General features: G+C 73.0%; 17 protein-coding genes and 1 tRNA gene. 4 read left to right on the top strand and 14 right to left on the bottom strand.

All coding sequences use genetic code 11. The annotated features are described in order from the left end of the window. The first annotated feature begins 49 nt into the window (after positions 1 to 49). A complete protein-coding gene (locus tag AC1C2V_RS08730; protein ID WP_495389203.1) occupies positions 50 to 1,933 on the top strand; it encodes an ABC transporter ATP-binding protein in 1,884 nt (627 codons plus the stop codon). 189 nt (positions 1,934 to 2,122) lie between these two features. Here AC1C2V_RS08730 and rpsA read toward each other — a convergent pair whose 3' ends face one another. Beyond that, positions 2,123 to 3,661 carry a 30S ribosomal protein S1 gene (gene rpsA, locus AC1C2V_RS08725; RefSeq protein WP_495389202.1) on the bottom strand — a complete coding sequence of 513 codons (1,539 nt, stop codon included), beginning with the start codon at positions 3,659 to 3,661 and terminating at the stop codon, positions 2,123 to 2,125. A 245-nt stretch (positions 3,662 to 3,906) separates the two neighbouring features. On the opposite strand from rpsA, the gene AC1C2V_RS08720 reads away from it, so the two are divergent. Further along, the gene (locus AC1C2V_RS08720) at positions 3,907 to 4,728 is read left to right on the top strand and encodes a class I SAM-dependent methyltransferase (RefSeq protein ID WP_495389201.1); all 822 of its coding nucleotides are present in this window, start codon (positions 3,907 to 3,909) and stop codon (positions 4,726 to 4,728) included. Between the two features lie 36 nt (positions 4,729 to 4,764). On the opposite strand, the gene polA is transcribed toward AC1C2V_RS08720, so the two are convergent. Beyond that, entirely contained in the window at positions 4,765 to 7,539 is a 2,775-nt protein-coding gene (polA, locus tag AC1C2V_RS08715) for a DNA polymerase I (protein ID WP_495389200.1), read from the bottom strand. Between polA and AC1C2V_RS08710 the strand changes: the two genes are divergently transcribed. Then, positions 7,538 to 7,978 (top strand): hotdog fold thioesterase, encoded by a 441-nt coding sequence (locus AC1C2V_RS08710; RefSeq protein WP_495389199.1) that lies wholly within the window; start codon positions 7,538 to 7,540, stop codon positions 7,976 to 7,978. The two genes, polA and AC1C2V_RS08710, sit on opposite strands and share 2 nt — an antisense overlap. Positions 7,979 to 8,028: 50 nt before the next feature. On the opposite strand, the gene AC1C2V_RS08705 is transcribed toward AC1C2V_RS08710, so the two are convergent. Both AC1C2V_RS08705 and AC1C2V_RS08700 read right to left on the bottom strand, forming a co-directional pair. Next, entirely contained in the window at positions 8,029 to 8,802 is a 774-nt protein-coding gene (locus tag AC1C2V_RS08705) for a GNAT family N-acetyltransferase (protein WP_495389198.1), read from the bottom strand. Between the two features lie 220 nt (positions 8,803 to 9,022). Next, positions 9,023 to 9,646, bottom strand: coding sequence for an ANTAR domain-containing response regulator (locus AC1C2V_RS08700; protein ID WP_495389495.1), 624 nt, complete (start codon positions 9,644 to 9,646; stop codon positions 9,023 to 9,025). A 195-nt stretch (positions 9,647 to 9,841) separates the two neighbouring features. On the opposite strand from AC1C2V_RS08700, the gene AC1C2V_RS08695 reads away from it, so the two are divergent. Beyond that, positions 9,842 to 9,915: transfer RNA gene (locus AC1C2V_RS08695), tRNA-Leu, on the top strand. 104 nt (positions 9,916 to 10,019) lie between these two features. Here AC1C2V_RS08695 and pyk read toward each other — a convergent pair. The 10 genes from pyk to AC1C2V_RS08645 form a co-directional block, all read right to left on the bottom strand. After that, on the bottom strand, positions 10,020 to 11,444 hold the full coding sequence (pyk, locus tag AC1C2V_RS08690) for a pyruvate kinase (RefSeq protein ID WP_495389197.1): 1,425 nt from the start codon (positions 11,442 to 11,444) through the stop codon (positions 10,020 to 10,022). Between the two features lie 95 nt (positions 11,445 to 11,539). Next, positions 11,540 to 13,006, bottom strand: coding sequence for a glutamate synthase subunit beta (locus tag AC1C2V_RS08685; RefSeq protein ID WP_495389196.1), 1,467 nt, complete (start codon positions 13,004 to 13,006; stop codon positions 11,540 to 11,542). Next, the gene (gene gltB, locus AC1C2V_RS08680; protein ID WP_495389195.1) at positions 12,999 to 17,573 is read right to left on the bottom strand and encodes a glutamate synthase large subunit; all 4,575 of its coding nucleotides are present in this window, start codon (positions 17,571 to 17,573) and stop codon (positions 12,999 to 13,001) included. Before gltB ends, AC1C2V_RS08685 begins: the two co-directional genes overlap by 8 nt. Positions 17,574 to 17,691: 118 nt before the next feature. Then, positions 17,692 to 18,723 carry a prolipoprotein diacylglyceryl transferase gene (gene lgt / locus AC1C2V_RS08675; RefSeq protein ID WP_495389494.1) on the bottom strand — a complete coding sequence of 344 codons (1,032 nt, stop codon included), beginning with the start codon at positions 18,721 to 18,723 and terminating at the stop codon, positions 17,692 to 17,694. Then, a complete protein-coding gene (gene trpA / locus AC1C2V_RS08670; RefSeq protein WP_495389194.1) occupies positions 18,723 to 19,607 on the bottom strand; it encodes a tryptophan synthase subunit alpha in 885 nt (294 codons plus the stop codon). Before trpA ends, lgt begins: the two co-directional genes overlap by 1 nt. Then, on the bottom strand, positions 19,604 to 20,950 hold the full coding sequence (trpB, locus tag AC1C2V_RS08665) for a tryptophan synthase subunit beta (RefSeq protein WP_495389193.1): 1,347 nt from the start codon (positions 20,948 to 20,950) through the stop codon (positions 19,604 to 19,606). The genes trpA and trpB overlap by 4 nt, the downstream gene beginning before the upstream one ends. Before the next feature lie 96 nt (positions 20,951 to 21,046). Then, on the bottom strand, positions 21,047 to 21,871 hold the full coding sequence (gene trpC / locus AC1C2V_RS08660) for an indole-3-glycerol phosphate synthase TrpC (protein ID WP_495389192.1): 825 nt from the start codon (positions 21,869 to 21,871) through the stop codon (positions 21,047 to 21,049). 156 nt (positions 21,872 to 22,027) lie between these two features. Beyond that, positions 22,028 to 22,306, bottom strand: a complete 279-nt coding sequence (locus tag AC1C2V_RS08655; protein ID WP_495389191.1) for an HGxxPAAW family protein — start codon at positions 22,304 to 22,306, stop codon at positions 22,028 to 22,030. Between the two features lie 41 nt (positions 22,307 to 22,347). Beyond that, positions 22,348 to 23,037, bottom strand: a complete 690-nt coding sequence (locus AC1C2V_RS08650; RefSeq protein ID WP_495389190.1) for a Trp biosynthesis-associated membrane protein — start codon at positions 23,035 to 23,037, stop codon at positions 22,348 to 22,350. A gap of 52 nt (positions 23,038 to 23,089) precedes the next feature. Next, the gene (locus tag AC1C2V_RS08645; RefSeq protein ID WP_495389493.1) at positions 23,090 to 24,655 is read right to left on the bottom strand and encodes an anthranilate synthase component I; all 1,566 of its coding nucleotides are present in this window, start codon (positions 24,653 to 24,655) and stop codon (positions 23,090 to 23,092) included. Between the last annotated feature and the right edge of the window lie 5 nt (positions 24,656 to 24,660).

Genomic DNA, 24,660 nt, shown 5'->3' with positions numbered 1-24,660 from the left:
CCATGAGCACGCCCCGGGCCGATGACCCGGGGCCGGACAAGGAGGCGGCATGCCCGGTGGGCGCGGGATGCGTACGTTCCTCAACGACTCGTCCGTGACCGACCACCGCCTCGCCGGCACCACGCTCCGCCGGATCCTCGGGTTCGCCCGCCCCTACCGGGGGCAGCTCGCCGTGTTCGTCGCGCTGCTCGTCGTCAGCGCCGCGGCGGGCGCGGTCACGCCGCTCCTCTTCCGGCGGCTCATCGACGACGGCATCACGGGCGGCGACCGCGGCCTGGTCGTGCTCCTCGCCGCAGGCGCGGCGGGCATCGCCCTCCTCACCGCCCTCCTGGCGGTGGCCGAGCGATGGCTCTCCGCGCGCGTCGGCGAAGGGCTGATCCTCGACCTGCGGACGGCAGTCTTCGATCACGTCCAGCGCATGCCGCTCGCGTTCTTCGCCCGGGCGCGCACCGGGGCGCTCGTGCAGCGCCTCAACGGCGACGTCCTCGGCGCCCAGCAGGCGTTCACGTCCACGCTGCAGACCGTCGTGTCCAACGGGCTGACGATCGTGTTCACCCTCGCGGCGATGTTCGCGATGTCGTGGCAGCTCACCCTGCTCTCGCTCGTGCTGGTGCCGGTCTTCGTCCTGCCCGCGCGCTGGTTCGGCCGCCGCCTGTCCGCGCTCGCGCGCACGGGCTACGACCTCAACGCCGACGCCGGGCAGATGATGAACGAACGGTTCAACGTCGCGGGTGCGCACCTCGTCAAGATCTTCGGCGACCCCGAACGCGAGAGCGAACGGTACGCGGCGCAGGTGGGCCGGCTCCGGGACCTCGGCGTGAGCACCGCCCTGCTGGGCACCTGGTTCCGCGTGGGGCTGACGACCTTGGCGTCCGTCGCCATCGCCCTCGTCTACGGCGTCGGCGGACTGCAGGCGATCGCCGGCGAGCTCACGGTCGGGACCCTCGTGGCGCTCACGGCGTACCTCGGGCGGCTGTACGGCCCCCTCTCCGCGATGTCGAACGTCCAGGTGGACGTCATGACCGCGCTGGTCAGCTTCGAGCGGGTGCTCGAGGTGCTCGACCTCGTCCCGATGCTCGACGAGAAGCCCGACGCCGCCGACCTGCGCGCCGCCGTGGCCGCCCGCGGGGCCTCGGTCGAGCTGGCGCACGTCTCCTTCCGGTACCCGCGCGCCGACGAGGTGTCGCTGGCCTCGCTCGAGTCCGTCGCCACCCTGCGGTCCGACCCGAGCGGCGACACGCTGCGTGACGTCACGTTCACCGTCCCGGCAGGCACGATGGTCGCGCTCGTCGGGCCGTCCGGAGCCGGCAAGACGACCATCTCGCAGCTCGTCTCGCGCATGTACGACCCGACGTCGGGGGTCGTCCGCGTCGCGGGCCTCGACATCCGCGACGTCACCGCGGCGTCCCTGCGCGCCACCGTCGGCGTCGTCTCCCAGGAGGCGCACCTCTTCCACGACACAGTGGCCGCCAACCTGCGGTTCGCCCGCCCCGACGCCTCCGACGACGACCTCGAGCGGGCCCTGCGGCAGGCACGGATCTGGGACCTGGTGTCGCGGCTGCCCGAGGGCTTCGACACCGTCGTCGGCGACCGGGGCTACCGGCTCTCCGGCGGCGAGCGGCAGCGCCTCGCGATCGCCCGGCTCCTCCTCAAGGCCCCGGACGTCGTCGTGCTCGACGAGGCGACCGCGCACCTCGACTCGGAGTCGGAGGCCGCGGTGCAGGCGGCGCTCGACCAGGCGCTGGCGGGCCGCACCTCGCTGGTGATCGCCCACCGGCTCTCCACCGTCCGGGCCGCCGACGCCATCGTCGTGCTGCAGGACGGGCGCGTCGTCGAGCACGGCACGCACCCCGAGCTGCTCGCCGCCGGCGGCCTGTACGCCGAGCTCTACGCGACCCAGTTCGCCGACGGCACCCCTGGGCCCCGGGCGTAGGCACAGGGCCCGGGCGCCCGTTCTCCCGCCGGTCGCGAGGGCGGTGGTCGCGAGAGCGGTGGTCGAGAGCGGCGACGAGAGCGGCGACGAGAGCGGCGACGAGAGCGGCACGGGACGACGACGGCCCGTCACCCCTCGGGGTGACGGGCCGTCGTGGGCACCGGTGGGTCGCGGGGCGACCCGGCCGGATCAGTTGCCGGTGAGCTTCTCGCGAAGCGCGGCGAGCGCCTCGTCCGAGGCGAGCGTGCCCGCGGCCTCCTCCGCCGGCGGAGCCGACGAGTAGGAGGACGAGGACGACGACGAAGACGACGAGGAGGACGACGACGAGGACGACGACGAGGAGGAGCCGGAGCTGCTGCTGCTGCCGCCGGGGACCGCGTCGTTCACGGCCGCGTCAGCGTCCGCCGCGATGGCCGCACGGACCTGCTCGCGGTGCGAGTCCCAGCGGGTGTGCGCCTTGGCGTACTCCGCCTCCCAGGCCTCGCGCTGGGTCTCGAAGCCCTCGAGCCACTCGTTGGTCTCCGGGTCGAAGCCCTCCGGGTACTTGTACTCGCCGTTCTCGTCGTACTCGGCAGCCATGCCGTAGAGCGCGGGGTCGAAGTCCTCGGACTCCGCGTCCATGCCCTCGTTGGCCTGCTTGAGCGACAGCGAGATCCGACGACGCTCGAGGTCGATGTCGATGACCTTGACGAACACCTCGGCACCGACGCTGACGACCTGCTCGGGCAGCTCGACGTGGCGCACGGCCAGCTCGGAGATGTGCACGAGACCCTCGATGCCGTCCTCGACGCGGACGAACGCACCGAACGGCACGAGCTTCGTGACCTTGCCCGGCACGACCTGTCCGATGGCGTGCGTACGGGCGAAGGTCTGCCACGGGTCCTCCTGCGTCGCCTTCAGCGACAGGGAGACACGCTCGCGGTCGAAGTCGACGTCGAGCACCTCGACGGTGACCTCCTGGCCGACCTCGACGACCTCGGACGGGTGGTCGATGTGCTTCCAGGACAGCTCGGAGACGTGCACGAGGCCGTCCACGCCGCCCAGGTCCACGAACGCACCGAAGTTGACGATCGACGAGACGACACCGGGGCGCACCTGGCCCTTCTGCAGGGTCTGCAGGAAGGTGGAGCGAACCTCGGACTGCGTCTGCTCGAGCCAGGCGCGGCGCGACAGGACCACGTTGTTGCGGTTCTTGTCGAGCTCGATGATCTTGGCCTCGATCTCCTTGCCGACGTACGGCGCGAGGTCGCGGACGCGACGCATCTCCACGAGCGAGGCGGGGAGGAAGCCGCGCAGGCCGATGTCGAGGATGAGGCCGCCCTTGACGACCTCGATGACGGTGCCGGTAACGACGCCGTCATCCTCCTTGATCTTCTCGATCGTGCCCCAGGCGCGCTCGTACTGTGCGCGCTTCTTGGACAGGATCAGACGACCCTCCTTGTCCTCCTTCTGGAGGACGAGCGCCTCGACGGCGTCACCGACGGCGACAACCTCGCCGGGGTCGACGTCGTGCTTGATCGACAGCTCGCGGGAGGGGATCACGCCCTCGGTCTTGTAGCCGATGTCGAGGAGAACCTCGTCGCGGTCGACCTTGACGATCGTGCCTTCGACGATGTCACCATCGTTGAAGTACTTGATGGTGGCGTCGACGGCGGCAAGGAAGTCCTCCTCGGTGCCGATGTCGTTGACGGCAACCTGCGGGGCGGACTTCGTGGTGGAGATGGTCATTGAGTGGATGCTCCGATGCGGACAGGACGTAGTGCGGACAGAGGAAGTTGGTACGGGGCGACAGGGCAGACGACGAGGCGAGAGATTCCGCGCCCCGGACGTGCTCGGGCGCACTGCACCGCCGGCAATCCTATCGATGGGGATGCGAAGGGTCAACGCGGCGGCTTCCCGCCGCAGGGCGAACCCGTCGATCGCCCCTCGGCCCGGCCCGGCGACGCGACCCTCCGGCGTGCCACGATGACCGGGTGAGCCACCATCCTCCCGCACCCCGGCCGATCGAGCGCACCGGCTACCGCGAGGTCCCGGTCGCCGCCGGCAGCGCCGCCGCCCGCGGGTGGTGGGACGCGAACGCCGCCGAGTACCTCGAGGAGCACGGCGGGTTCCTCGGCGACTCGGGCTTCCGCTGGGGGCCCGAGGGCCTGACCGAGGCGGAGGCAGGTCTCCTGGGTGACGTCGACGGTGCCCAGGTCCTCGAGGTCGGAGCCGGGGCGGCGCACTGCTCGCGGTGGCTCCGCACCCGCGGCGCCCACGCGGTGGCGACCGACGTGTCCGGGGAGATGCTCGCCGGGGCGGCGCGCCTGAACTCGCGCACCGGTGTCGCGGTCCCGCTGGTCCAGGCCGACGCGCGGGCGCTGCCCTTCGCGTCCGCGAGCGTCGACGCCGTCTTCACGTCGTTCGGGGCGATCCCGTTCGTGGCCGACGCCGTGCGGGTGCACGCGGAGGCGGCGCGCGTGCTGCGGCCCGGTGGGCGCTGGGTGTTCTCCGTGACCCACCCGCTGCGTTGGGCCTTCCCCGACGACCCCAGCCTCCGCGGCCTCACCGCGCACCGCTCGTACTTCGACCGGCGGCCCTACGTCGAGATCGACGACCGCGGCGACGTCGCGTACGCCGAGTACCACCGCACGTTGGGCGACCACGTCCGGGACGTCGTCGCCGCCGGGCTGCAGGTCCGGGACATCATCGAGCCGGAGTGGCCCGCGTGGAACACCGCGACCTGGGGAGGCTGGGGGCCCGACCGCGGCGCCTACCTGCCCGGCACGGCGGTCTTCGTGACGACCAAGGGCTGAGCCCGCGCACCGCCGCCAGCGCGCGCCCACGGTCGGTCAGTGCCCCGCGTCGTGCCAGGTCGGCCCGGCCCCGACCGAGACGTCGAGCGGCACATCAAGGCTCACGGCAGAGCCCATCTGCGTGCGCAGCACGTCCTCGGCGGCCTCCCGCTCCCCCGGCGCGACCTCGACCACGAGCTCGTCGTGCACCTGGAGCAGCAGGCGGGACGCGAGCCCGCGCTCGTCCAGCTCGCGCTGCACTCCGAGCATCGCGACCTTGATGATGTCGGCCGCGCTGCCCTGGATCGGGGCGTTGAGCGCCATGCGCTCCGCCATCTGCCGGCGCTGCCGGTTGTCGCTCGTCAGGTCGGGCAGGTAGCGACGACGGCCGAGGATCGTCGCCGTGTACCCGGTGGCGCGCGCCTCCTCGACCACCCCCGTGAGGTAGTCGCGCACGCCGCCGAAGCGCGTGAAGTAGTCGTCCATCAGCGACTGGGCCTCGCCGGTCGGGATGGTCAGCTGCTGCGAGAGGCCGAAGGCGCTGAGCCCGTACGCGAGGCCGTAGCTCATGGCCTTGATCTTCGAGCGCATCGCGGCGGTGACGTCCTCGGGCGCCACCTCGAACACCCGCGAGCCCACGTAACGGTGCAGGTCCTCGCCCGACCGGAACGCCTCGATGAGCCCTTCGTCGCCCGACAGGTGCGCCATGATGCGCATCTCGATCTGGCTGTAGTCGGCGGTCAGCAGCGTGTCGTACCCCTCGCCGACCCGGAACGCCCGGCGGATGCGGCGACCCTCCTCCGTGCGGATCGGGATGTTCTGCAGGTTCGGGTCGGTCGAGCTCAGCCGCCCGGTCGCCGCGATCGTCTGCTGGAACGTCGTGTGGATCCGGCCGTCGGGCGCGACCGACTTCAGCAGGCCCTCCACGGTCGACCGGAGGCGCGTGGCGTCCCGGTGCGCGAGCAGGTGCTCGAGGAAGGGGTGCTCCGTCTTGACGTAGAGGTCCTGCAGCGAGGCGGCGTCGGTGGTGTAGCCCGTCTTGATCTTCTTCGTCTTGGGCATCCCCAGCTGGTCGAAGAGCACCTCCTGGAGCTGCTTCGGGCTGCCAAGGTTCACCTGCCGGCCGATGACGTCGTACGCCTCGGCCGCGGCGTCGGCCACCGCGACCGCGAACTGCTGCTCGAGCTCGGTGAGGTACTCGACGTCGGCGGCGATCCCCGTGGCCTCCATCCGGCCCAGGACGCCGGTCAGCGGCAGCTCGAGGTCGGTGAGCAGCCCGTCCGCCCCGCGGTCGGCGAGCTGGCCCGACAACGCCTCGGCGAGATCGACCACGGCCGCGGCCCGGACCGCCGCCTGCCGGGCGCGCGGGTCGTCGGTGTCCACGCCGTCGAGCGCGAGGTCGAGGGCACCCTGCCCGCCCGCACCGGCAGGCTCACCCGTTGTCAGCTCACGGCCCAGGAGCCGCACCGACAGGTCCGCCAGGTCGTAGCCCCGCTGGTCGGGGTAGCACAGGTAGGCGGCGAGCTCGGTGTCGAAGGTCACGCCCGACAGGTCCAGCCCTCGCCCGGCGAGCTCGTGCCAGGACGTCTTGGCCCCGTGCACCACCTTGGGCGCCGCCGGGTCCGCGAGCCAGGCCGCCAGGGCGCGCTCGTCCTCGGGCGCCGCGTCGGAAAGGTCGACGACCGCCGCCGCGCCCTCGTCCGTGGCGCCGTCGGCGATCGCGACCTCCCAGGCGTCGCCGGCTCCCGGGGTCGCCGTCCCCGTGACCTCGAGGCCAAGGGCGTGGCCCGCCCGCGCCGCGAGCCACGCGCCGAGGCCGCCCGCCTCGAGCGCCGCGAGCGCGACCTGGACACTGGCGACCGCGGCGGGCTCGGCCGGCTCGGCCGCGGGGTCCGCCGCGAGCAGTCGGTCACGCAGGGTGCCGAACTGCAGCGTGTCGGAGACGCGGTGCACGGCCTCGAGGTCGAACCCGCTGAGCTTCAGCTCGTCCACCGCGAGTGGCAGCTCGAGGTGGTCCAGCAGGGCGTTGAGCTCGCGGTTGAGCCGCACCTGCTCGACGGCGGCGCGCAGGTTCTCGGCGGCCTTGCCCTTGAGCTCGTCCACGTGGTCGAGCAGCGGCTCGAGGCCCCCGTACGTGGTGACCCACTTCGCCGCCGTCTTGGGCCCGACGCCGGCCACACCGGGCAGGTTGTCGCTCGTCTCCCCGACCAGCGCCGCCAGGTCGGGGTACTGCTCCGGGGGTACGCCGTACTTCTCCGCGACAGCCTCGGGCGTCATGCGCGCGAGATCGGAGACGCCGCGCTTCGGGTAGAGCACGGTCACCCGCTCCGTGACGAGCTGGAGCGCGTCGCGGTCGCCGGAGCACACCAGCACGTCCAGACCCGCCTCGGCGCCCTCTCGGGCCAGGGTGGCCAGGATGTCGTCGGCCTCGATGCCGTCGCGCTCCAGGGCCGGGATCCGGAGCGCCTCGAGGACCTCCTTGATGAGCGGCACCTGCCCCCGGAACACCTCCGGCGTCGCGTCACGGTTGCCCTTGTACTCGGGGAACCTCTCCGTGCGGAACGTGACGCGGCCCGCGTCGAACGCGACGGCGGCGTGCGTGGGCTGCTCGTCGCGCAGCAGGTTGGTCAGCATCGAGGTGAAGCCGTAGACGGCGTTCGTTACCTGTCCGCTCGACGTCACCAGGGTGTCCGGCAGCGCGAAGAACGCGCGGTACGCCATGGAATGGCCGTCGATCAGGAGGAGGCGTGGGCGGGTCCCGTGCGGGCTCACGCCGGTGCTCGCGGTCCCGGTTCGCGCAGAGGTCGTCACGGGTGCCAACCTATCGCCCATGACCGACACCCCGACCGACGCCTCCCAGCCGGAGTTCCCCCGCACGCTGGAGCAGTGGGTGTCCGCGAGCCGTGGCACGCTCATCGAGCGATTGGGCATCGTCCTCACGAGCGTCGGGGCCGACCTGACGACCGGGACCATGCCTGTGGCGGGCAACATCCAGCCCGCCGGGCTGCTCCACGGCGGCGCGACGGCGTCGCTGGCGGAGACCCTCGCGTCCGTCGCGGCGCAGCAGCACGCCGGCCCCGGGCGCGCGGCGGTGGGACTGGAGCTCAACGCCACCCACCATCGGGGTGTGCGTTCGGGCACGGTGCACGGCGAGGCGCGCGCGCTGCACCTCGGGCGCTCGACGGCCGCCTACGAGATCGTGATCGCCGACGACGAGGGCCGCCGGGTCTGCACGGCCCGGCTCACGTGCATGGTGCTCGACGCCCGCTGATCCCCGGTCCGACGGCGCGACCGGCTTCGATCAAGCCCGGCCCCCGGACCTCAGGAGGGGATGGGCTCGCTGGTGTCCCGGCGGGGGACGATCCCGAGCGCGGTGGCGCCGTCCACCACGGCGTCGACGGCGTCGCCTGCCTGGTTCTCCGCGGCCCGTCCGGTCGCCTCGTGCAGGGCCGCGTCCCGCTCGGCCTGGAACACCCGCAGGTCGACCGGACCGGTGGGTAGCCCCGCGGCCCGCGCGCGACGGCGGCGGGCGACGAGGTCCTCGATGGCGGCCCGAGTGGCGGCCCGCCGGCCGACGCGCGCCGCCGCTCGCGACGACCGCGGCCCTTCCTGGACGAGGCGTCGCTGGAGCGTGGCCGCGGCCACCACGCGGTGGCCGGACGTGGGCGCGAACCCGAGACGCGCGAGGAACCGGTGCATCCCGCGGGCACCCGGGGCGGGGGCGCAGTACACGTTCTCCGCACCTCGGTCCGCGGCCGTCGCGGCCGCCGAGGCGAGCAGCGCGTGCCCGACGCCACGCCGCCGGGCGGCGGGCGAGACGAAGACAGCGTCGACGTACAGGCTCGTCGTGGTCGCGAACAGGAGAGGGTCGATGACGCGCAGCACAGCGAAGCCGCAGACCTCGTCCTCGTGGGTCGCGACGAGCACCTGCCCGCCGGCCCCGACGAGCACGCTCAGGTGCTCCAGCAGACGCGAGGTTTCGGCGGGCGGCCCCTGCACGACGGTCGGCGACTCCTCGACGGCGCGCTCGGCCAGGTGCGCGACGTCGACCATGTCGTCCCGGCCGGCCGGCCGGACCTCGACCGTTGCACGCATCGGCACCTCCTCGACGAGGACCGTGGCCCGTGCACGCGGGAACGTTCCCGTCGTCGCCCCGGACCTCGGCTCGGGCGGCGCCCGGCCTCACGGTCGTTGAAGCATGAATATCACAGATTGGTCACGACACCCACGCGACGATAGCGGCCGTGGGGGTGTCGCACAATGGCCGTGGCCCGGCCGCAGGAACGTGTCCTACGGCCGGATCACGGCCCGCGGGTCAGGCGCCGCCGACCTGCTCGATCACGGCGTCGGCGACCTCGCGCATCGTGAGGCGACGGTCCATCGACGTCTTCTGGATCCAGCGGAAGGACTCCGGCTCGCTCAGACCCATCTTGGTCATGAGCAGGCCCTTGGCGCGGTCGACGCGCTTGCGGGTCTCGAACCGCTCGGTGAGGTCCGCGACCTCCGACTCGAGCGCACCGATCTGCTGGTAGCGGGAGATCGCGATCTCCACCGCCGGCAGCAGGTCGGCCGGGGTGAACGGCTTGACGACGTACGCCATCGCGCCGGCGTCACGCGCCCGCTCGACGAGCTCCGTCTGCGAGAACGCCGTGAGCAGGACGACCGGGGCGGCGTGGGCCTTGCCGATCCGCTCGGCCGCGGAGATGCCGTCGAGCTCGGGCATCTTGACGTCCATGACCACGACGTCGGGCTTGAGCTCGATCGCCAGCTGCACCGCGGTCTCGCCGTCGCCGGCCTCGCCGACGACCTCGAACCCCGCCTCGCGCAGGGTCTCGACGACATCCATCCGGATGAGCGCCTCGTCCTCGACGACGACGGCCCGGCGGGCCGGCCGTTCGTTCGTCGGCTTCGGCGCCTCCTCCGGCGCCTGGTCGATCATGGGCGGCAGGTCGAGCGGCACCGTCGCCCCGGTCTCGTCGTTGGGCTTCTCGTCGGTCACGTCCCACATCCTAGTCCGCGGGAGGCAGGTCGCGTGCGGTCACCGGTGTGACGCATGCGACCCGGCGAGGTGCCGTTCGCCCCGCTGCGCGCGATTGGGCGGCCCCCTGCCGTTGTGGTTCGATGGTCCACGCACGCCCCGGTAGCCCAACTGGCAGAGGCATCCGACTCAAAATCGGAGTGTTGCGGGTTCGAATCCCGCTCGGGGTACCCCTCAGGCCCGGACACCACGACGAGGACCCCGCACCGCCGGAGCGGTACGGGGTCCTTTTCGTGCTCGAGGTCGACCGGGTCGCTGCCGACCCGGGACGGGCTCACATGTCGCTGTGGCTGCCGACCTGGTGCACGAGGATCGAGTTCGTCGTCCCGGGGACGCCCACCGGGGCGCCGGAGACGATCACCACGCGGTCGCCGGGCTCCGCGAGCCCGTTCGCGCGCAGGGTCGAGTCGACCTGGCCGACCATCGCGTCGACGCTCTCGACCCGCGGCACCTGGTAGGAGGTGGTGCCCCACGTGAGCGCGAGGACGTTGCGCACGCTCTCCTCCGGGGTGAACGCCAGCAGCGGGATCCCCGAGCGCAGGCGCGACATGCGCTTCGCGGAGTCGCCCGACTGCGTGAAGGTCACGAGGTACTTCACGCCGAGCGAGTCGCCGATCTCCGCGGCGGCGCGGGTGATGATGCCGCCACGCGTGTGCGGCGTCGAGCCGAGCGGCGCGATCCGCTCGCGACCCGCCTCCTCCGTCGCCTCGATGATCCGCGCCATCGTCTGCACGGTGACGATCGGGTAGTCGCCGACGCTGGTCTCGCCCGAGAGCATGACCGCGTCCGCGCCGTCGAGCACGGCGTTCGCGCAGTCGGAGGCCTCGGCGCGCGTCGGGGTGGGGCTGGTCGTCATGGACTCCAGCACCTGCGTCGCGACGATGACCGGCTTCGCGTTGCGGCGCGCGAGCTCCACGATGCGCTTCTGCACCAGCGGCACCTGCTCGAGCGGCATCTCCACGGCAAGGTCGCCACGGGCCACCATGAAGGCGTCGAACGCGGCGACGACCTCCTCGAGGTTCTCCACCGCCTGCGGCTTCTCGATCTTGGCGACGACGGGCACGGTGCGCCCCTCCTCGGCCATGATCTGCGCGACGTCGTCGTAGTCCTTCGCGGACCGCACGAACGACAGCGCGATGATGTCCGCGCCCAGGCGAAGCGCCCAGCGCAGGTCGTCGGTGTCCTTCTCCGACAGCGCGGGAACGGAGACCGCGACGCCCGGCAGGTTCAGACCCTTGTTGTTCGAGACCGGGCCGCCCACCTCGACCGTCGTCACGACGCGCGGGCCCTCGACGGCGGTGACCCGCACGCGGACCTTGCCGTCGTCGATCAGGATCGGGTCGCCGACGCGGGCGTCGTTCGGCAGGCCCTTGTGGGTGGTCGAGACGAGCTCCTTGGTGCCCGCGACCTCCTCCGTGGTGATGGTGAAGGTGTCGCCCTCGTTGAGGAAGTGCTTCACGTCGCCCGCGAACCGGCCGAGCCGGATCTTCGGACCCTGCAGGTCGACGAGGACCGCGACGTTACGACCGGAGTCCTTCGCCGCCGCTCGTACACCGTGGTAGACGGCCTCGTGCTCCGCCTGCTCGCCGTGGCTCCGGTTGATCCGGGCCACGTCCATGCCCGCGTCGACCAGCTCCCGGAGCTTCTCCGGGGACTCCGTCGCGGGTCCGATGGTGCACACGATCTTCGCTCTGCGCATGTCTCCAGCCTCGTCGTCGATCGGCCCCGGCGCGAACCGGGACCGGCACCGGGTGCCGGTCCCGGCACCCGGGTACTGCTTCATCCTTGTACTGCTTATCCTCGCAGCGCGACCGTCCGCGGGCCCACCGGCGCGGGCAGCTCGGTGCTGCCCTGCAGGTAGGCGTCGACGGCGGCCGCCGTGGCGCGCCCCTCCGCGATCGCCCAGACGATCAGCGACTGCCCCCGGCCGGCGTCGCCCGTCGCGAACACGCCAGGCACGCTGGTGGCGTAGTCGTCGCCGCGCCGCACGAGCCCACGGCTGGTCAGCTCCGCGCCGGTCTGCGTCTCCAGCTCGTCCGTCTCCGGACCCGTGAAGCCCATGGCGATCAGCACCAGGTCGGCCGGGATCTCGTGCTCGGTGCCCGGCTTGGGCGCCCGACGACCGTCCGGCAGGTACTCGGTCTCCGCGACCCGCAGGGAGCGGACGTTGCCGTACCCGTCGCCCACGAACTCTACCGTCGAGGCGAGGTAGGTGCGCTCACCGCCCTCCTCGTGGGACGTCGAGACCTCGAAGACGATCGGGTCGGTGGGCCACGGCTGGGTCGCCGACCGCTCGAGCGGCGGCTTCTTGCCGATCGCCAGCGTCGTGACGCTCGCGGCTCCCTGCCGCAGCGACGTGCCGAGACAGTCGGAGCCGGTGTCGCCGCCGCCGATGATGACGACGCGCTTGCCCTCGGCGCTCGGGGCGCCCTCGACGTGGTTCCCTTGCACCGCCTTGTTGGACGGCGTCAGGAAGTCCATCGCGACGTGGATGCCCGCCAGGTTGCGGCCGGGCAGGCCCAGGTCACGCGGCACGGTGGCGCCGGTCGCGACGACGACGGCGTCGAACCGCCGGCGCAACGCGTCCCAGGTGATGTCCCGGCCGATCGCGACGCCCGGCCGGAACCTGGTGCCCTCAGCCTCCATCTGCGCCAGGCGCCGGTCGATGTGCAGCTTCTCCAGCTTGAAGTCCGGGATGCCGTAGCGCAGCAGGCCGCCGATCGCGTCGTCCCGCTCGTACACGACGACGGTGTGGCCGGCCCGGGTGAGCTGCTGGGCCGCCGCGAGGCCGGCCGGGCCGGAGCCGACGACGGCGACGGTCGAGCCCGTGAGCCGCTGAGGCACCTGGGGCGTGACCAGGCCGCGGGCGAACGCCTCGTCGATGATCGAGACCTCGACGTTCTTGATCGTCACCGCGGGCTGGTTGATGCCCAGCACGCAGCTCGTCTCACACGGCGCCGGGCAGACGCGACCGGTGAACTCCGGGAAGTTGTTGGTCGCGTGCAGGCGCTCGATGGCGTCGGCCCACTGGCCCCGCCACACCAGGTCGTTCCACTCGGGGATGAGGTTGCCCAGCGGGCAGCCCTGGTGGCAGAACGGGATGCCGCAGTCCATACAGCGGCCGGCCTGCTCCTTCAGGAAGGGCTGCCCGTCCTCCCGGTGGTCGTGCGTGTCCTTCCAGTCGCGCAGGCGCACCTCGACCGGACGGTTGGGAGGGAGCTCGCGCTCCCGCACCTTCAGGAATCCGCGGGGGTCAGCCACGCGCCACCTCCATGATCCGCTCCCACATCGCGGGGTCGAAGTCGTCGCCCTCGCCCAGCGTCTTCCCGGCGGCCTCCGCGTCGGCCAGGGCAGCGCGCACGCGCGCCCAGCCCACCGGCACGACGCGCGAGAAGCGCGCCCTGACGTCGGCCTCCTCGAGCAGCTCCGCCGCCACGGGCGAGCCCGTCTCCTCGCGGTGCCGCTCCAGCAGCCCGCGCACGCGGGCCCAGTCCTCGTCGTCCAGCGGCCCCACGTCGAGCTCGCCGCTCGCCACGGCCCGGCCGTTCATCGCGACGTCCCGCAGGTTGAGCACGTACGCGACGCCGCCCGACATGCCCGCGCCGAAGTTGCGGCCCGTCGGGCCCAGCACCAGCACGGTGCCGCCGGTCATGTACTCGCAGCCGTGGTCGCCCACGCCCTCCACGACCAGCGTCGCGCCCGAGTTGCGCACGCCGAAGCGCTCGCCGACCCGCCCGCGCAGCAGGATCTCGCCGGAGGTCGCGCCGTAACCGATGACGTTGCCCGCCACGACGTTCGCGGCGCCCTCAAGCACGGCCGAGCGGTCCGGCCGCACGACGATCCGCCCGCCCGACAGCCCCTTGCCCACGTAGTCGTTGGCGTCGCCGAAGAGCCGCAGCGTGACTCCCCGCGGCAGGAACGCGCCCAGCGACTGGCCGGCGGAGCCGGTCAGGGTGACGTCGATCGTGTCGTCAGGCAGGCCCACGCCGCGGTACCGCTTGGTCACCTCGTGGCCGAGCATCGTGCCGATCGTCCGGTTGACGTTGCGCACCGGCGCCTCGATGTGCACGGGGAGCGCGTCCTCGAGAGCCGGGCGCGCCTTCTCGATGAGCTGGTTGTCGAGCGCCTTCGCCAGGCCGTGGTCCTGCGTCCGCACCTGGTGCAGCTTCGAGCCCGGCGCCGCCTCGGTGGCGGCCAGCACGGGCGCCAGGTCCAGTCCCTGCGCCTTCCAGTGGTCGACGGCCTTGCGGGTGTCGAGCGCGTCGACGTGCCCGACCGCCTCCTCGACGGACCGGAAGCCGAGCGAGGCGAGGTGCTCGCGCACCTCCTGGGCGATGAACTCGAAGAAGTTCACGACGAACTCGGGCTTGCCCGTGAACCGCCGGCGCAGCTCCGGGTTCTGCGTCGCCACGCCCACCGGGCACGTGTCCAGGTGGCACACGCGCATCATGACGCAGCCCGAGACGACCATCGGCGCCGTCGCGAAGCCGAACTCCTCGGCCCCCAGCAGCGCGGCCACGACGACGTCGCGCCCGGTCTTCATCTGCCCGTCCACCTGCACGACGATGCGGTCGCGCAGGTTGTTGAGCACGAGGGTCTGCTGGGTCTCGGAGAGGCCGATCTCCCAGGGGGTCCCCGCATGCTTGAGCGACGTGAGCGGGCTCGCACCCGTGCCGCCGTCGTGCCCCGAGATCAGGACGACGTCCGCGTGCGCCTTGGACACGCCCGTGGCCACGGTGCCGACGCCGAACTCGGACACGAGCTTGACGTGCACGCGCGCCGCGGGGTTCGCGTTCTTGGCGTCGTGGATCAGCTGCGCCAGGTCCTCGATCGAGTAGATGTCGTGGTGCGGCGGCGGCGAGATGAGGCCGACGCCGGGCGTCGAGTGCCGGGTCTTCGCGACCCACGGGTACACCTTGGGCCCGGGCAGCTGGCCGCCCTCCCCCGGCTTCGCGCCTTGGGCGAGCTTGATCTGGATGTCGTCGGCGTTCGTGAGGTACTCGCTGGTCACGCCGAAGCGGCCCGACGCGATCTGCTTGACCCGCGAGCGACGCTCGGGGTCGTACAGGCGCTCCGAGTCCTCGCCGCCCTCGCCGGTGTTGGAGCGTCCGCCGAGGCGGTTCATCGCGATCGCCAGGGTCTCGTGCGCCTCGGCCGAGATCGAGCCGTAGGACATGGCGCCGGTGTTGAACCGCTTGACGATCTCGCTGACCGGTTCGACCTCGTCGATCGGCACCGGTTCGCGTTCGGGGTCGAAGCGCAGCAGGCCGCGCAGCGTCATGAGGCGACGCGACTGCTCGTCCACCCGCCGGGTGTACTGGCGGAAGATATCCATCCGGCCGGTGCGCGTCGCGTGCTGCAGGCGGAAGACCGTCTCCGGGTCGAAGAGGTGCTCCTCGCCGTCGCGGCGCCACTGGTACTCGCCGCCGCTGGTGAGCCGCTGGTGCGGCTTGTGGTTGCCGGACGCCGGGTACGCCTCGGCGTGCCGGGCCGCGACCTCGGCCGCGACGACGTCCAGGCCGATGCCGGCCAGCCGGCTCGTGGTGCCGGTGAAGTAGTCCTCCACCAGCTCGTGCGACAGCCCGACGGCCTCGAAGATCTGCGCACCGCGGTACGACATGATCGTCGAGATGCCCATCTTGCTCATCACCTTGAGCACACCGTTGCCGAGCGCCTTGATGAGGTGGGCGACCGCCGTCTCGGGGGTGACGTCGAGGTAGCCGCGCAGGGCGAGGTCCTCGACCGTCTCCATCGCGAGGTACGGGTTGACCGCCGCCGCCCCGTAGCCGATGAGGAGCGCCACGTGGTGCACCTCGCGCACGTCACCGGCCTCGACGACGAGCGAGATGCGGGTGCGCGTGCCCCGGCGCAGCAGGTGGTGGTGCACCGCGCTGGTCAGGAGCAGCGACGGGATCGGCGCGAGCTCGGAGTCCGAGTCGCGGTCGGACAGCACGACGTGCGTCACGCCGCCCGCGAGCTGCGCGTCCACCTCGGCGAAGATCTCGTCCAGCCGCTCCTGGAGCGCCTTGCCGCCGCCCGAGACCTGGTAGAGGCCCCGCACGATGCCCGCGCGGAACTCGCCCTCCAGGCGCGGGTCCCGGTCGATGCGCACGATCTTGGCGAGCTCGTCGTTGTCCAGCACCGGGAAGGGCAGGTCGAGCTTGCGGGCGTGCTGCGCGACCTCCTCGAGCAGGTTCGGCTCCGGGCCGATGGTGCTGTCGATCGCGGTGACCAGCTGCTCGCGGATCGAGTCCAGCGGGGGGTTGGTCACCTGCGCGAACATCTGCGTGAAGTAGTCGAACAGCAGTCGCGGCCGGCTCGACAGGACGGCGATCGGCGTGTCCGAGCCCATCGCCCCGAGCGGCTCCGCGCCCGTGTCCGCCATCGGCGTCAGGATGACCTTGAGCTCCTCGGTCGTGTACCCGAAGGCCCGCTGCCGGCGCTGGACCGACGCGGGCGAGTGGGCGACGTGCTCACGCTCGGGGAGCGAGTCGAGGGTGATCGTGTTGCCCGCGATCCACTCGCCGTACGGGCGCTGGGCGGCGAGCTGCGACTTGAGCTCGTCGTCCTCGACGATCCGGCCCTGGGCGGTGTCCACCAGGAACATCCGGCCCGGCTCCAGGCGGCCCTTGCGCACGATGGTCGCCGGGTCGAGGTCCAGGACGCCCGCCTCCGAGGCGAGGACCACGAGCCCGTCCTCGGTGACCCAGTAGCGGCCCGGGCGCAGCCCGTTGCGGTCCAGGACCGCGCCGATCAGGGTGCCGTCGGTGAACGTGAGACAGGCGGGCCCGTCCCAGGGCTCGATGAGATTGGCGTGGTACTGGTAGAAGGCGCGCCGTGCGGGGTCCATCTCGGCGTGGTTCTCCCACGCCTCGGGAACCATCATCAGCACGGCGTGCGGCAGCGACCGGCCCGACAGGTGCAGCAGCTCCAGCACCTCGTCGAAGCTGGCAGAGTCGCTCGACCCCTCGGTGCACACCGGCAGCAGCGGGGCGAGGTCGCCCAGCGCCTCGCTGGCCATGGTGCTCTCGCGGGCCGCCATCCAGTTGCGGTTGCCGCGCACCGTGTTGATCTCGCCGTTGTGCGCCACGAGCCGGAACGGCTGCGCGAGCGGCCAGGAGGGGAACGTGTTGGTCGAGAAGCGCGAATGGACGAGTGCGAGCTCGGACGCGTACCGGGGGTCGCTGAGGTCGGGGAAGAACGGCTCGAGCTGCGCCGTGGTGAGCATGCCCTTGTAGGTCAGGGTGCGGCTCGACAGCGACGCGAGGAACAGGTCCAGCTCGTGCTGCGCCCGCTTGCGCAGGCGGTACGTGCGGCGGTCGAGCTCGAGCCCGGACAGCTCGCGCGACGGGTCCGCCACGACGACCTGGCGGAACAACGGCATCGACGCCCGCGCGGTGGGGCCGACGAGGTCGCGCGTGACGGGCACGTCGCGCCAGGCCAGCACGTCGAGCTTCTCCTCGGCGGCGATCGTCTCGAACCGGCGCGCGACGGCGTCGGCCTCGGCCTCGGAGGGATCCTGCGGCAGAAAAGCCATGCCGATCGCGTAGTGGCCGGCGGGCGGCAGCTCGGCGGCCACCACGTCGCGGACGAAGGCGTCCGGGATCTGCGTGAGGATCCCGGCCCCGTCACCGCTGTTCTCCTCGGCGCCCACAGCGCCACGGTGGTCCAGGTTCAGCAGGGCCGTCAGACCCGCGTCCACGATGTCGCGGCCGGGCGTCCCGCGCAGGGTCGCGACGAACGCGACACCGCACGCGTCGTGCTCGGCCGCGGGGTCGTAGAGGCCTTGGGCCGAGGGCCGCGCGACCCGATGCTGCGGCGTGGTCATCAACACCGTCCTCCTGCACGCCCGCACGCGGGCGCGTCATGCTCAAACGTGGTCGGGACGCCCTCGGCCCGTCGGAAATATGAGAGGCACCCCCGGGTGGTCCCCGGTCGGTACCGCCTCAGACGCGGCCGGCCGGCCCCTGGTCGGGCCCGGCGGCGTCCGCGTCCGCGGTGCTCGTCGTGTCGAGCTGGGTGTCGAGCTCGGTGTCGTGCAGGTCGTCCGCGCCGGCCTCGGCCGACGCATCCTGGGTGCGGTCGCCCTCAGCCTGCCCGGCAGGGGTGGCGCCGGGCAGTGCGACCCCGACCTCTCGGTCCGGGTACCGCCTGCCGATGACGACGAACGCGATGACGGCGCCGAGGCCCACCACGATCGACGTCCACACGTTCAGCCGGAGTCCGAGCACGTGCTCGGCGGTGTCGATGCGGAGCATCTCGATCCACACCCTGCCGAGAGTGTAGAGCGCGACGTAGGCCCAGAATACCCGCCCATGACCGAGTCTGTACCGTCGGTCGAGCCAGATGAGAACCGCGGCCGCCGCGAGGTTCCAGAGCATCTCGTACAGGAACGTCGGATGGAACAGGGTTCCCTCCACGAACGAGGTGCCGGTCGAGTAGTTCAGACGCTCGATGACCTCGGGAGAGATCTCCAGGCCCCACGGCAGCGACGTGGGGGCGCCGAAGAGCTCCTGGTTGAACCAGTTGCCCAGCCTGCCGACGGCCTGTGCCACCAGCAGGCCGGGGGCGACGGCGTCGGCGAAGGAGCTCAGTCGCACGCCCTTGCGGCGGCAGCCGATCCACGCACCGAGGCCGCCGAGCGCGACGGCGCCCCAGATCCCCAGGCCGCCCTCCCACACGTACAGGGCGCGGATGGGGTCGCCGCCCGCGCCCCAGTAGGGCTCGGGCGTGCTGATCACGTGGTACAGCCGCCCGCCGACGATGCCGAACGGGACGGCCCAGAAAGCGATGTCGAGCACGTCGTCGGCCTCGCCGCCGCGGGCGACCCAGCGCTTGGTCGTCATCCAGATCGCGACGACGATGCCGGCCAGGATCGCGAGCGCGTAGGCGCGCAGGGGCACGGGGCCCAGGTACCAGGTGTGCTGCGACGGGCTCGGGATGGCGGCCTGCACGGCGGTCACCAGGGACGTCGCGATCACGGGGTCTCCTCCTGAAGGGGCGCATGCTCGGACTGGTCGGCCGTGTGGTCGGGCGCGCGAGAACGGCGGACCCCGTCGGCGAGCTCCGCGACGGTCGACTGCAACGTCTCGACCCGCTCCGCCCAGGGACGGTCGGCCAGCAGCGGGCGCACCAGCGCGGAGCCGACGATGACACCGTCGGCGTACCGGCCGACCTCGGCGGCCTGGTCGCCCGTCGACACGCCGAGACCGACGCAGACGTGCTCGGCTCCTGCTGCCCGGGTGTCGGCCACCAGCTGCTCGGCACGCCCGCCCACCGTGGCCCGGACGCCGGTCACGCCCATCGTGGACGCCGCGTACACGAAGCCGCGCGAGGCGCGGGCGGTGAGCCGCAGGCGCTCCGGCGTCGAGCTCGGCGCGACGAGGAAGACCCGGTCCAGCCCATGCGCGGCAGAGGCCTCGATCCACTCGGCCCCCTCGTCAGGGATCAGGTCGGGCGTGATCAGACCGGCGCCGCCGGCGCCGGCGAGGTCCCGCGCGAACGCGTCGACGCCGTACCGCAGCACCGGGTTCCAGTAGGACATCACCAAGGCGGGCACGCGCCCGCCGGAGTGCTCCGCGACCGCCTCGACGACGCGCAGCACGTCACGCACCCGCGCGCCGGCGGCGAGCGCCACCTCCGCGGCGCGCTGGACCACCGGGCCGTCCATGACCGGGTCCGTGTACGGCACACCGATCTCGACGACGTCCACGCCGGCGTCGACCATGGCGAGCACGGCCTCCACGGAGCGGTCGACGTCGGGGAAGCCGACGGGAAAGTAGCCCACGAGCGCCGCGCGCCCCTCGGCACGCAGCGCGTCGAGTCGGGCGGCCGTCGGCGAGGTGCTGGTCGTCGTGGTCACAGGTCCCCCTCGTGCTCGCTCGGGCCGCCGGTCTCCTGGTCGTCGAGGAGGCCGAACCACCGCGCCGCCGTGGCCACGTCCTTGTCCCCCCGGCCCGAGAGGTTCACCAGGATGATCTGGTCGGTGCGACCCGCCGCCGCCTCGGACCGGCCGAGGCGCAGCGCGCCCGCGAGCGCGTGCGCCGACTCGATCGCGGGGATGATCCCCTCGGTGCGGCACAGCAGCTGGAACGCCTGCATGGCCTCGTCGTCCGTCACCGGCTCGTACGTGGCCCGACCGAGGTCGTGCAGCCACGCGTGCGCCGGCCCCACGCTCGGGTAGTCCAGGCCCGCGGAGACGGAGTGGCTCGGCAGCGTCTGGCCGTCGTCGTCCTGCAGCAGGTAGGAGCGCGCGCCGTGCAGCACCCCCGGCGCACCGCCCGAGAAGCGCGCGGCGTGTCGTCCGGACTCGATGCCCTCGCCGCCCGCCTCGTAGCCGTGCAGGGCCACGCCCTCGTCGTCGAGGAAGGCGTTGAAGAGCCCGAGGGCGTTGGAGCCGCCGCCCACACAGGCGGCGAGGGCGTCCGGCAGCCGGCCCGTGCGCTCGAGGATCTGCTCGCGCGCCTCCTCGCCGATGATGCGGTGGAACTCGCGCACCATCTCGGGGAACGGGTGTGGCCCGGTGACGGTGCCGAGCAGGTAGTGCGTGGACTCGACGTTGGCGACCCAGTCGCGCAGCGCCTCGTTGATGGCGTCCTTCAGCGTACGCGAGCCGATGCTCACGGGGATCACCTCGGCGCCGAGGAGCCGCATGCGCGCGACGTTGAGCGCCTGGCGCTGCGTGTCCTCCTCGCCCATGTACACCACGCACTCGAGGTCGAGGAGGGCGGCAGCGGTCGCCGTCGCGACGCCGTGCTGGCCCGCGCCGGTCTCCGCGATCACGCGCGTCTTGCCCATACGCTTGACCAGCAGGGCCTGGCCCAGCACATTGTTGATCTTGTGCGAACCGGTGTGGTTCAGGTCCTCGCGCTTGAGGAAGATCCGGTGACCCGCCTGCGCGCCCCCCGCGTGCTCCGCGAAGCGCGGGACCTCGGTCAGGGGCGACGGGCGGCCGGTGTAGTCCCGGTGCAGCCGCGCCAGCTCGTCGGTGAACGCGGGGTCGCCGAGGGCCTTGCGGTACTCCGTCTCGAGCTCGTCGAGCGCGGCGATCAGGGCTTCGGGCACGAAGCGGCCGCCGAACTGCCCGAAGTACGGGCCCTCGACGTCCGCGAGCTTGCCGAGCACCTGGTGGGCCAGGGTCTCGGTCAGCGCCTCCCGTACGGGCTGGTCGGGCACGGGTCCTCCGTCTCGGTGGGGGCGGTGCATGGTGAGTCGTCCGAGGCTACCGGTCCGCAGTGGCCTCGGGGCCGGGCGTGGTGCTGCCGTCCAGGGTGGCCCGCCGCGCGCCGCCCCTGCGAGGGATCAGGGCTGGGCCGCCGGGCGGACCGACCACAGCGCCGGGTGCTGGCCGGCCGCCACCAGGTCGGCCACGGAGCGACGCGGCGTCCCGTCGGTCACGAGGGCCTCGCCCACGAGCACCGCGTGCGCGCCGGAGCGCGCGTAGTCGAGCACGTCGTGCGGGCCCCGCACGCCCGACTCGGCGACGCGCACGACGTCGTCCGGGACGAGCGGGGCGAGCCGGGCGAAGGTCGACCGGTCCACCTCGAGGGTCTTGAGGTTGCGGGCGTTGACCCCGACGACCCGTGCCCCGGCGTCGAGCGCGCGGCGCACCTCGTCCTCGGTGTGGGCCTCGACCAGCGCCGTCATGCCGAGCGAGTGCACGCGCTCGATCAGCGACGTGAGCACGGTCTGCTCCAGGGCCGCGACGATGAGCAGCACCAGGTCCGCCCCGTGCGCCCGCGCCTCCCACACCTGGTAGGGCGTGACGACGAAGTCCTTGCGCAGCACCGGCACGTCGACGCGGGCGCGCACCGCGTCCAGGTCGGCCAGGCTGCCGCCGAACCGGCGCTGCTCGGTGAGCACCGAGATGACGCTCGCCCCGCCGCGGGCGTAGTCCTCCGCCAGCGCCGCCGGGTCCGAGATCGGTGCCAGGTCGCCCTTGCTGGGGCTCGAACGCTTGACCTCGGCGATCACGGCGACGCGATCCTCCGAGAGCAGGCGGCGCTGGCACTCGAGAGCGCCCGGCACGCGTGCCGCGCGCTCCTTCAGGTCGTCGAGCGGCGTCCGCGCCTGACGCACGGCCAGGTCCTCACGGACCCCCGCGACGATGTCCTCCAGGACCGTCATGGTCTGCCTCCCCCGTCCCCGCGACGCCGCACCGGCGTCTGACTGTCATCGTAGGCCCGCCCGCGAGGGGCCCCTGCCACGTCTCCGAGCGTGAGACGACGGCGCGCGCCCGCCCCGAGGGGGTGGGCGCGCGCCGTCTCTGCGGTGCTGGTCCGCTCAGTGACCGGAGGAGGTACGCCGCGGCGTGACGCCCGCCTTGGCCTGGCCGTAGCCCATGCTGCGGAGCACGCCGCCGACCACGAGCGCGCCGACCACGATCACGGCGCCGACCCAGACCAGCGCGTCGGGGACACCGGGGAGTATCCCGACGGCGCCGACGAGCACTCCCAGCATGATGCCGATCATCGCGGTCCACGCCGCGGTCGTGTGGCCGTGGTTCGAGGGCGGGACGGCCGGAGGCAGGTAGGCGACCTCGGCGTTGCGGTTCTCGGTCATGGAATGTGATTGCCCTTTCGTGACGTGGTGCGCGGACCAGCCTAGCGGTCCGTCGACGGGTCCGTGCCCCGGGAGAGCGCGTCCCACGCGTCGTGCGGGTCGTGCTGACCTCCCTCGTCAGCCTGCTCGCCAGGCCCCCTCCCGTCGGCGTCCGGCAGGTCGCCGCCCGGGGCGTCCTCGGAGCCGGCGCCCGGGGCCCGCTCGTGGCGGCCGGACGTCGCGCCCCAAGCCGCGGACCCGAGGGCGGCGAGCACCGCGACGACCACCGCGGCTGCGCCGAGCACCACCGTGAGCCACGGCCAGACCGCGACCGTGATCGCCGACGTGAGGTCCGTCACGCCCGCCGACTCCGACGCCCCCGACGTCGCCGCAGGCACCGGGTCGGCCAGCACCCCGGCCGCCGACACCGCCGCCAGCACGCCCGCGAGCGCCACCACCGCGAGCGCCACCCAGCGCGCCACCCGGCCCGCGATCGCGAGCGCGATGCCCGCCGCCACGACGACCAGGGCGGCGGCCCCGACCGCCGGTGCCGCGCTCGTGCCCGTCACCGCGACGTCGACCGTCGGCTCCAGTGCGGTCGCCACGGTGGTGCTCAGCCAGGTGGGGGACGCCGTCGCGAGCGTGAGCCCGCCGACCGCCACCACCGACCAGACGGCGCGCGACCGCACCCGCAGCGGGCCCCCGCCGCGCGTGCGGGCCCCGCCGCCCGTCGTCCCTCGTTCGTCGTCCATCAGTCCCGTCCGTCCGTCGTGCCCGTCCGTCATGCCCGTCCGTCATGCCCGCTCACAGCGACCGGAACCGCGCGGCCAGCTGCACCGCGCGCACGGCGGCGGCGGCCTTGTTGCGCGACTCCTCGTACTCCAGCGCGGGCACGGAGTCGGCCACGATGCCCCCGCCGGCCTGCACCCACGCCCGGCCGTCGCGGATGCACGCCGTGCGGATCGCGATGGCCATGTCCATGTTGCCGCCGAAGTCGAAGTAGCCCACCGTGCCGCCGTAGATCCCGCGCGACGCCGGCTCGAGGGCGTCGATGAGCGCGATCGCCCGGGGCTTGGGCGCCCCCGAGAGGGTGCCGGCCGGGAACGTGGCGCGCAGCGTGTCGAGCGCCGTGGCGCCCGCACGCAGGCGCCCGACCACGGTGGAGCACAGGTGCATGATGTGGCTGAACCGCCGGGTGGACATGAACTCGACCACCTCGACCGACGTCGGCTCGCACACCTTGACCAGGTCGTTGCGCGACAGGTCGACCAGCATGAGGTGCTCGGCCCGCTCCTTGGGGTCGGCGAGCAGCTCCTCGCCGAGGGCGACGTCCTCCTCCACCGTGGCGCCGCGCGGGCGCGACCCCGCGATCGGGTAGGTCGTGACATGCCCGTCGGTGACCTTGACGAGCGTCTCGGGGCTGGACCCGACCACGGAGAAGTCACGGCCGTCGGGGCCGGTGAGCCGGAAGTAGTACATGTACGGGCTCGGGTTGATGGTGCGCAGCGCGCGGTAGACGTCGAGCGGCGGGGCCGGGCAGTCCAGGTCGAGGCGCTGCGACAGCACCACCTGGAACACCTCGCCCTCGCGGATCGCCTCCTGCCCCGCCTGCACGGCCGCCTCGAACTCCGGGCGGGTGGAGCGGAACTCCAGGCGGGGCTCGGCCACCTCGTCCGTCGGGCGCAGCACGGTCGGCTCGGCGGGAGCCGGGGCGGCGAGCCGCGCCTGCATCGCATCGAGCCGCGCCACGGCGTCGGCGTGCGCCTGGTCGACGCGCTCGTCCGTGCCGTCGCCGTTGATCGCGTTGGCGATCAGCCAGGCTGTGCCCGTGTGGTGGTCCACCGCCACCAGGTCGGTGGCGAGGCTCAGCGCCACCTCCGGCACGCCGAGCTCGTCGGGCGCGCTCGCCGGCAGCGTGGGCTCCCAGTGCCGCACGACGTCCCACCCCAGCGCGCCGGTGAGTCCCCCGGTGAGGGGCGGCAGCCCCTCGATCGGCGGCGTGCGCAGGGCCTCCAGCGCGGCGCCCAGCACCTCGACGACGTCGCCCGAGGTCGGGATGCCGGCGGGGACGTCGCCGTGCCACACCGCCCGGCCGTCGACGGCCGTCAGGGTCGCGCGCGAGTCCACGCCGATGAAGGACCAGCGCGACCAGCCGCCCGACGACTCCGCGGACTCCAGCACGAACGTGCCCGGCCGGTCGGCAGCCAGCGTGCGGTACAGGCCGACCGGCGTCACGTCGTCGGCGAGGACGCGCCGCACCACGGGGATCACGCGGCGATCCGCGGCCAGCACGCGGAACGTGCCCAGGCCCGGCCACGTGGCGCCCCACGCCAGGTCGTCCTGCGTCGGCCCCGCGACGGAGGTCGGCAGCGGGG

This window comes from Isoptericola sp. Y541, from assembly GCF_059445465.1.
The sequence above is the reverse complement of the archived record's forward strand: the minus strand, read 5'-3'. Positions and strand labels throughout refer to the sequence as shown.